Annotated in this window: 10 protein-coding genes; 2 read left to right on the top strand and 8 right to left on the bottom strand. The window is 42.4% G+C overall.

Annotated elements, in window-relative coordinates; all coding sequences use genetic code 11:
- Positions 1 to 230: 230 nt before the first annotated feature.
- A complete protein-coding gene (locus AC07NA_RS26200) occupies positions 231 to 794 on the top strand; it encodes a phosphatase PAP2 family protein (RefSeq protein ID WP_494901024.1) in 564 nt (187 codons plus the stop codon).
- Entirely contained in the window at positions 795 to 1,505 is a 711-nt protein-coding gene (locus tag AC07NA_RS26195) for a ZIP family metal transporter (RefSeq protein ID WP_494901023.1), read from the top strand.
- Between the two features lie 182 nt (positions 1,506 to 1,687).
- On the opposite strand, the gene AC07NA_RS26190 is transcribed toward AC07NA_RS26195, so the two are convergent.
- The 8 genes from AC07NA_RS26190 to nusB all read right to left on the bottom strand — a co-directional run bounded on the left by AC07NA_RS26190 (position 1,688) and on the right by nusB (position 6,682).
- The gene (locus tag AC07NA_RS26190) at positions 1,688 to 2,137 is read right to left on the bottom strand and encodes a MarR family winged helix-turn-helix transcriptional regulator (RefSeq protein ID WP_345214110.1); all 450 of its coding nucleotides are present in this window, start codon (positions 2,135 to 2,137) and stop codon (positions 1,688 to 1,690) included.
- 32 nt (positions 2,138 to 2,169) lie between these two features.
- Positions 2,170 to 2,331, bottom strand: a complete 162-nt coding sequence (locus AC07NA_RS26185; RefSeq protein ID WP_345214109.1) for a C1orf53 family protein — start codon at positions 2,329 to 2,331, stop codon at positions 2,170 to 2,172.
- A gap of 2 nt (positions 2,332 to 2,333) precedes the next feature.
- Positions 2,334 to 3,272: an MBL fold metallo-hydrolase gene (locus AC07NA_RS26180; protein WP_494901022.1), complete on the bottom strand. Its 939-nt coding sequence runs from the start codon at positions 3,270 to 3,272 to the stop codon at positions 2,334 to 2,336.
- Positions 3,272 to 3,871, bottom strand: a complete 600-nt coding sequence (coaE, locus tag AC07NA_RS26175; RefSeq protein ID WP_494901020.1) for a dephospho-CoA kinase — start codon at positions 3,869 to 3,871, stop codon at positions 3,272 to 3,274. The genes AC07NA_RS26180 and coaE overlap by 1 nt, the downstream gene beginning before the upstream one ends.
- A complete protein-coding gene (locus AC07NA_RS26170) occupies positions 3,871 to 4,818 on the bottom strand; it encodes a CdaR family protein (RefSeq protein WP_494901018.1) in 948 nt (315 codons plus the stop codon). Before AC07NA_RS26170 ends, coaE begins: the two co-directional genes overlap by 1 nt.
- Positions 4,819 to 4,884: 66 nt before the next feature.
- Positions 4,885 to 5,178: a preprotein translocase subunit YajC gene (gene yajC / locus AC07NA_RS26165; protein WP_345214105.1), complete on the bottom strand. Its 294-nt coding sequence runs from the start codon at positions 5,176 to 5,178 to the stop codon at positions 4,885 to 4,887.
- 29 nt (positions 5,179 to 5,207) lie between these two features.
- Complete coding sequence (locus AC07NA_RS26160) at positions 5,208 to 5,672, bottom strand: DUF1573 domain-containing protein (protein ID WP_345214104.1); 465 nt, start codon at positions 5,670 to 5,672, stop codon at positions 5,208 to 5,210.
- Between the two features lie 62 nt (positions 5,673 to 5,734).
- On the bottom strand, positions 5,735 to 6,682 hold the full coding sequence (nusB, locus tag AC07NA_RS26155; protein ID WP_345214103.1) for a transcription antitermination factor NusB: 948 nt from the start codon (positions 6,680 to 6,682) through the stop codon (positions 5,735 to 5,737).
- Positions 6,683 to 7,023: the final 341 nt, after the last annotated feature.

Genomic DNA, 7,023 nt, shown 5'->3' with positions numbered 1-7,023 from the left:
CAGCTGCCATACGCTGATGTGAATTTTACGATGTCTATGGGTGTAAGGCCGTCTCCTGCCGGGCCGCCTATTGTACCGCGGATGCCTGATATTGATTTGATTAACGTCACAACGATTATATTTGCGCCAAAAGTAAAGATATTTAAACGATAGCAGGGTAAAAATAGTGTTGTTTTAACCAGCATTTTAATGGCTATATTTGCGCTCGCTTTTTAAAAAACAAATACCCGATGCCCGACCAGCTATTACAATTCGACCGGCATTTTTTTTATTTTATTAACCATGATCTGGGCAATGCTTTTTTTGACTGGATCATGCCCTATATGCGCAACCCAAGGTTTTGGATACCGCTATATATTTTTATCGTAGGCTTCTGCATATACAAGTTCAAAAAGACCGGTGTGATCATCGTATTAATGCTGGCGGCCAGTGCAGGCGTTGCCGATTTTACCAGCGCGAGCATTATTAAACCGGCCATAAAGCGTTTACGGCCTTGTAACGACCCTATTGTATCGCAAACCGATGTGGAGCGCATCCCATGCGGATCGGGTTATAGCTTCCCTTCTACCCATGCCGCCGATCATTTTGCTATGGCTGCTTTTTTAAGCCTTGTTTTCAGCAGACGCTGGCGCTGGATATGGCCGCTTACCATGATATGGGCCGGCATAATATGCTTTGCGCAAGTATACGTAGGCGTGCACTACCCCATTGATGTTACCGGCGGAGCCCTGTACGGCTTATTGGTTGGCTTTGCCCTTGCCCTATTATTTAAGAAATTACAACCTAAGTTTTAAATGACCGCCTGGCAAATCATATTGTTATTTTCGAGTGCCTTATTGGGTGGTTTAAGCGTGTTTCTGTTTAAGGGCAATAACCATAAATTGCTTAAACTGGTATTATCCTTTAGCGGTGCCTATCTGTTCGGCATCACTGTTTTACACCTGATACCTGATGCCTACCATGGCAACGATAACTTGGTTGGGGTATTTATATTAGTCGGTTTTCTGTTCCAGATATTGATGGAACAATTTTCGGATGGTATTGAGCATGGCCATATTCATACGCACAATCACGGGCATGTAGTGTTTCCGCTGGGAATTATGATCAGCCTTTGTCTGCACGCTTTTTTAGAAGGTATGCCAATCGCCGAAGGGCATCAGAAACAACTCATATTCGGCATTGCCCTGCACCATATACCGGCAGCATTCGCCCTGGGCAGCGTTTTGTTAGGCAACGGACAAAGTCGCAATAAAACTATCTTTTATATCATCCTGTTCGCCGTTATGGCCCCGGCAGGCTATTACTTCAGCACCGCGTTAAGCAACGGCGATATCGGCAACCTGCAACAGTATTTTAACCGCATAATGGGTGTAGTGATCGGTATATTCCTGCACATTTCAACCACCATCCTCTTTGAATCAAGCGCCGACCATAAATTCAACCTCCGCAAACTGGTAGCAGTATTGTTAGGTGTTGGGATAGCTTTGGCAGGGTTTCTTTTGTAAGCGAAAAGCTGAAAGGTAAAAGCGTAAAGCTGAAAGACTAAAGCTAAAAGCTGACAAATCGGATCAATAAACTTTCAGCTTTAACCTTTTTGCTTTCAGCTTATAAAAAACCTTTCGGCTTTATCCTTTTTGCTTTCGGCTTAAAGAAACCTTTCAGCTTTCTCCTTTCAGCTTAAAGAAACCTATCCTCTCAACTTATCCAGCAGGTCACTTAAGGTACCTGCTTCTTCTTCGCTGAGGTTGCTGCGTAAAAGATCTTTGGCTTTAAAATCAACATCCATTTTTGAAAGTATGGCAAGGCCTTCTTCGCTGATGCGGATATCAACGGCGCGCCTGTCTTTTGAGTTGGTGCAGCGTGATACCAGGCCCTTTTGTACCAGTCGATCTACAATGCGCGACGCGTCGGACATTTTATCGATCATGCGGTCTTTAAGCAAATTGATGGTTGCAGGCTTAGGGTACTGCCCGCGCAATATCCTCAATATATTAAATTGCTGCACGGTAAGATTATACTTCTCGAAATGCGGGCGCATGAAATTGCTCATCCAGCCGGACGTATAAGAAATATTGATAGTTACCTTGTGGTAATTATCTTCAAAATTGGTGGTTTGTATTTCGTCTTCGATACGCATAAATTATATAAATGCCTGAAATGCAAATATGTTTATAATTTTTTTATTTGTTTGGTTTGTTTTGGTTTACCGTAATCCCAGGGGCAATGCAGGCATTTATTTTTGCAGCAGTAGCCTCTTTTTAAATGGTACTCGCGGGTAAAAACAAAATTACCCTCCTCATTTATGTAATAATCAACGTTTTCAGTTAACATTATCAACTCAGCAATTTAACAAAAATATCATTATTAAAATGATTTTTTAAATGCCTGCCGTCGCCATGCAATGTCCATATCTGGCTTGGCTGCACCTGCTTTACCGCTTCGAGGATATCGTTCCAGTCGGCATGGTCGGATATGAAGAGCGTATCCTGCTTGTTTACCTGTAAATTTTTCCAGCCCGAAGCAAATAAACGCTTTACATCCTTTGCCCGCGCGTAACTATCGAACGTAAAAGGCGGTACTATATAAACAAAGCCCCCCTGTTGTTTCATCAGCTTACGGCCATATACCTGGTACTTACCCGGCTTGTAGCCCATGCGCTCGTAAACCTGGTTTATGGGCATAATACGATGATGTACCAGTACCGTTTTCAGCGGAGCATGTTCGGTTATAAGGTTAATAAGTCGCTGGCTTTTACCTAAGCTGTAAGCCCCCAGCATAATATTGAGCGAAATATCATTCAGCTTTTTTATTTCTTCTACCGGATCGGGGTGTAATACTTCCGGATCGGCAAAGGTACTTTCGGTGATCAGTACATCGGCCTTTGCCCATTCTATCGGTTCGCAGGTAGCATCGGGCTGTATCTTGTAGTCGCCGGTGTACAGGTATTTAGTACCCTGGTATTCCATCAGTACCTGTGCCGAACCCAACATGTGGCCAGCCGATATAAAAGTGACAGCCACCCCTCCTACTACAAAAGTTTGATGATAGGCGGCGATATTAAATATTTTAGCGGCATTTTTAGCATACCGTAACTGCATAAACGCTGCTGTGGCTTCGGTGCAATAAACTTCGTTGTTCCCGGCTACGGCATGGTCGGCATGGGCGTGTGATATTACGGCATGGGTTACCGGCACTTGCGGATCGAGATAAAAATCACCGTATTTACAGTATAAACCGTTGGTATTATAAATCAAAAAATCGTCGAGGATCATTAAACTTTTACGAGAGATAAGAATTTGTTGTGCAATGCCAGCACCTGCGGAATCACCAGCTGCGAGTCGTCGTTAACGATCACCTCATTGGCCATCTTCAGCTTTTCCACTTCCGGAAACTGGCGGGCATCGCGGTTGAGCACTTCATCGTGCTGTAAATTATCGCGTTGCACTACCCGTTGTATCCGTGTTTCCAGCGGGGCGGTAACCAATACAGTGGCATCACAATCTTTATATGAGCCGCTTTCAAACAATATAGCGGCTTCTTTTATAATGTAGGGCACTTTGCCCTCAAACTGCAAAATACGGGCATCAAAAGCCCTGAAAACTGCCGGATGTACCAGCGCGTTAAGTTTGGCCAATTCGGCAGGGTTGTTGAACACTATGCCCGAAATATGCTTGCGGTTGAGGCTGCCATCTTCAAAGTAAGATGCTTCGCCAAATGTTTCCTTAATCCCGACAATTAACTCGGCATCGGTGGTCATTACGGCTTTAGCTTCGGTATCCGAATAAAATACCGGGATGCCCAATACTTCAAATATTTGCGCTACGGTGGTTTTTCCGCTACCTATGTTACCGGTGAGGCCTACTTTCAGCATTATTTTTTTATAATAAAATCAACATTGGCAGGCTCTATCTTTACAATACGGCAATAAGGCGGCAAGCGGTTTATTTTTACCGGCAATACATTGTACCCGTGCAAACGCCACAGATCCAGATCGGCGGCGGCAACAAAAAAGGCTTCGTCGATATTAGGATAATCGTTCAAAGAGGTAACAAACGTAACCTTAACCTTTTGGGGGAAGATCTTTACGTTGTAATAATTGCTGTTATTGATCACCTTGACGGGCACCTGCAAGCTTTTTTCGGTAAACTCATCAACCGGTATTTTTACCTGTACAGTTTTAGGGTAAACGCTCATGTTACCTTCTTTTACAGGTTGCAGTTTTAGCTGCCCCTGTAGGGTTTCATTAATATCAGTACCCCTTAGTGTGTCGGTTTTCCAGTATTCAATTTTACTGATCACCTCGCTTGGGCCGCTTACAGTTACTTCGTTTGGCTTTATCTCAATATCATCCGACTGAAAATATTGCTTTTCGTATTTGATAGACTTCACCAGCTTTACCGGTACCTTTTTAAATCTGCGGTTAGAGAAATCGAAATACAGCGTATCGGGGTCTATACCGACTATCTGGCGGTTTTCGGCTTGTTTTTTATTAATGGCGAACAATTGCGTGCTCAACACCACATAATTACGTTTATCCAGTGTTTGCAGGTCGATATCCAGCGGTTTAGAGTCGTCGGTAAACCTGGAAAACAGCATTTGCCAGCCAGTGCCATGCACTGTAGCGTCTACTGTGTCAGACTGCAACTGATGAAACGACTTCTTTTGCGGGCTATTTTTATAGCTGATCACCTTACGGATAACGAAATCGTACGGGTTGGAGAGCACAGTAAACACCCAGGCTACAATAGCCAGCGCCAAACAGCTTGCAAACGCGGTAAGCCGTCTTCGTTCTACAGGTGATAATTTTACTATTGCCATGCCATTAAACTACAATGCCGCTCAATTAATACAATTGAACGGCATTATAAAAATAATGTTTTTTTATTAAGATTTAGCTACAACTGGCGTATTAAGCGCTTTTGATGCCTCTAAAGAGATAGCTACCTTATCAAATTTCACCTTAACACCGTTATCAATTTCGATGATGAAGGTAGTTTCGCCTACTTCAAAAATTTTACCATGTATGCCTGAAGTGGTAACAACTTTGTCGCCTTTTTTTAGTTCTTCAACATATTTTTTTTGATCTTTTTGTTTTTTTACCTGCGGACGGATCATAAAGAAGTAAAATACCAGGATGATCAATCCCATCATTATCAACTGCGGAGTTTGGGTACCCATTGCTTAATTTTTATTTTATTAGTGTGTAATTATTTTTTGGCTACAACCTCACCTACCAAATGCACTACAGTTTGTGCAGGTACGGTATTGGCAGTAACAGTTATCAGTTTATCTTGCACGCCTACTTTGTTGGCACTGTTAAAAGTAACTTTAATAACACCACCGGCATTAGGCGCGATAGGTGTTTTTGGCCACTCGGGCACCGTACAGCCACAGCTTGCAACCGCGTTGGCTATAATTAGCGGCGATTTACCTGTATTGGTAAATTTGTATTCGTAATTCACTTTTTCGCCTTCGGTTACCTTACCAAACTGGTACATGGGTACTTCAAACTGAATTACCGGTGCCTGTGCAGAATCAACCGGGGCAGAGGCGGCAGTAACACCGTTAGTTGCAGTGGTATCAGCAGCACTTTCGCTGTTATTTGTTTTTGATTGATTACAAGCTGCTAAAATAACAGTGGCGGCAACCAGGCTTAAAAATATCTTTTTCATAGTATATATTACGTTTAATTAAATGGCTTTATTTTGGCAATAAAGCTATTAATTTTCAGCAATTACTCAATCAGGCCCCTGCCAAACTTTTTGATCTTGTTTTCGGCTTTCAATTCGGCCAGTATCTTATCTAAAATACCGTTGATGAATGAATTACTTTTCGGTGTACTGAACTCTTTAGAGATCTCCAGGTACTCGTTAATAGTAACCTTTACCGGTACCGAACTAAAATTGATAAACTCGGTTAAGGCCATTTTCATCAGCAGGGTATCCATCATAGCTATACGCTCGGGCTCCCAGTTTTGGGTTTTGGCGGCTATCATCTCCTGGTATTCGGCATCGTGCCTTACGCATTTGTCGAACAGGTCAATAATAAATTCGCGGTCCTCTTCCCAGTTACCGGTAACCTCGGCCAGCTTGTTCAGCTGCGGCTCATCGTGAGAGAAGTTTTTGAAGGTTTTAGCGATCAAAGCCTGCAATACATCCTTATCAACCGGCCAAACAATAAACTTATCTTCAAAAACCTGCTCGGCCAATGATGATTTAAGGATCACTTTTTTGAAGATGAACTTAATGATATCTTTATCAGAATGCAGGGTATCGTCGGTTTTAGCCAGGTATTCTTTATACTCGTCAGATGCTTTTAAAACATTGAAGAGGGTTTTAGATAGTTCTGGTTCAAAGCCCCAATCTATTTTATATTTTTTTATCGCGGCTATGTATTCCTTGTTTTGGCTCAACGAGGTGATGAACCTGTTATCCAAAATTTTAAGGCTTGCGTTAAGGTCATCGGCGGTAGGTAAGTGCTTGTTAGCGCGCTCTTCGGCATCATTGGCAGCAAAACTTACCACTTCCGAAATAAGCGAAAGCATCCAGATGTACATTTCGTATACACTGTCTACACTCTGCAATAAATTTTTCTGGTGTTGTTTAACGTCGCGGTTGCTTGACTGATGGTACGCATACAGGGATTGTAGTACCTTTACTCTTAAGTGTCTTCTATTTAGCATTGTATTGTAAGAACGATGTGCGGTCGAGTTTTGTTGTAAGTATAATGCGATGCAAAAGTAGATGTTTTTTTGATAGTAGCAAAGCATATTTTTATAATGGATGGGAGTGAATGATGTAACAGACTTGTGCCCCTACCCGGCAACTTAATAAGGTTGTTGATAAAATCCGCCCTCCTATTGACTCACCCCGACATCGCTTCGCTCGTCGACCCTCTCATATCTTTGTACTATAATAGATCAGAAGAAAAGGAGAAACATAGAGGTCCCTCATGACACGTATTTAAAACGATGTTGACGAAAGAGGCTAATACTCCTTTTTTACTTTTGAAAGTCCGGACAGT

It is taken from the genome of Mucilaginibacter sp. GW821-FHT07G05 (assembly GCF_059418565.1).
The sequence above is the reverse complement of the archived record's forward strand: the minus strand, read 5'-3'. Positions and strand labels throughout refer to the sequence as shown.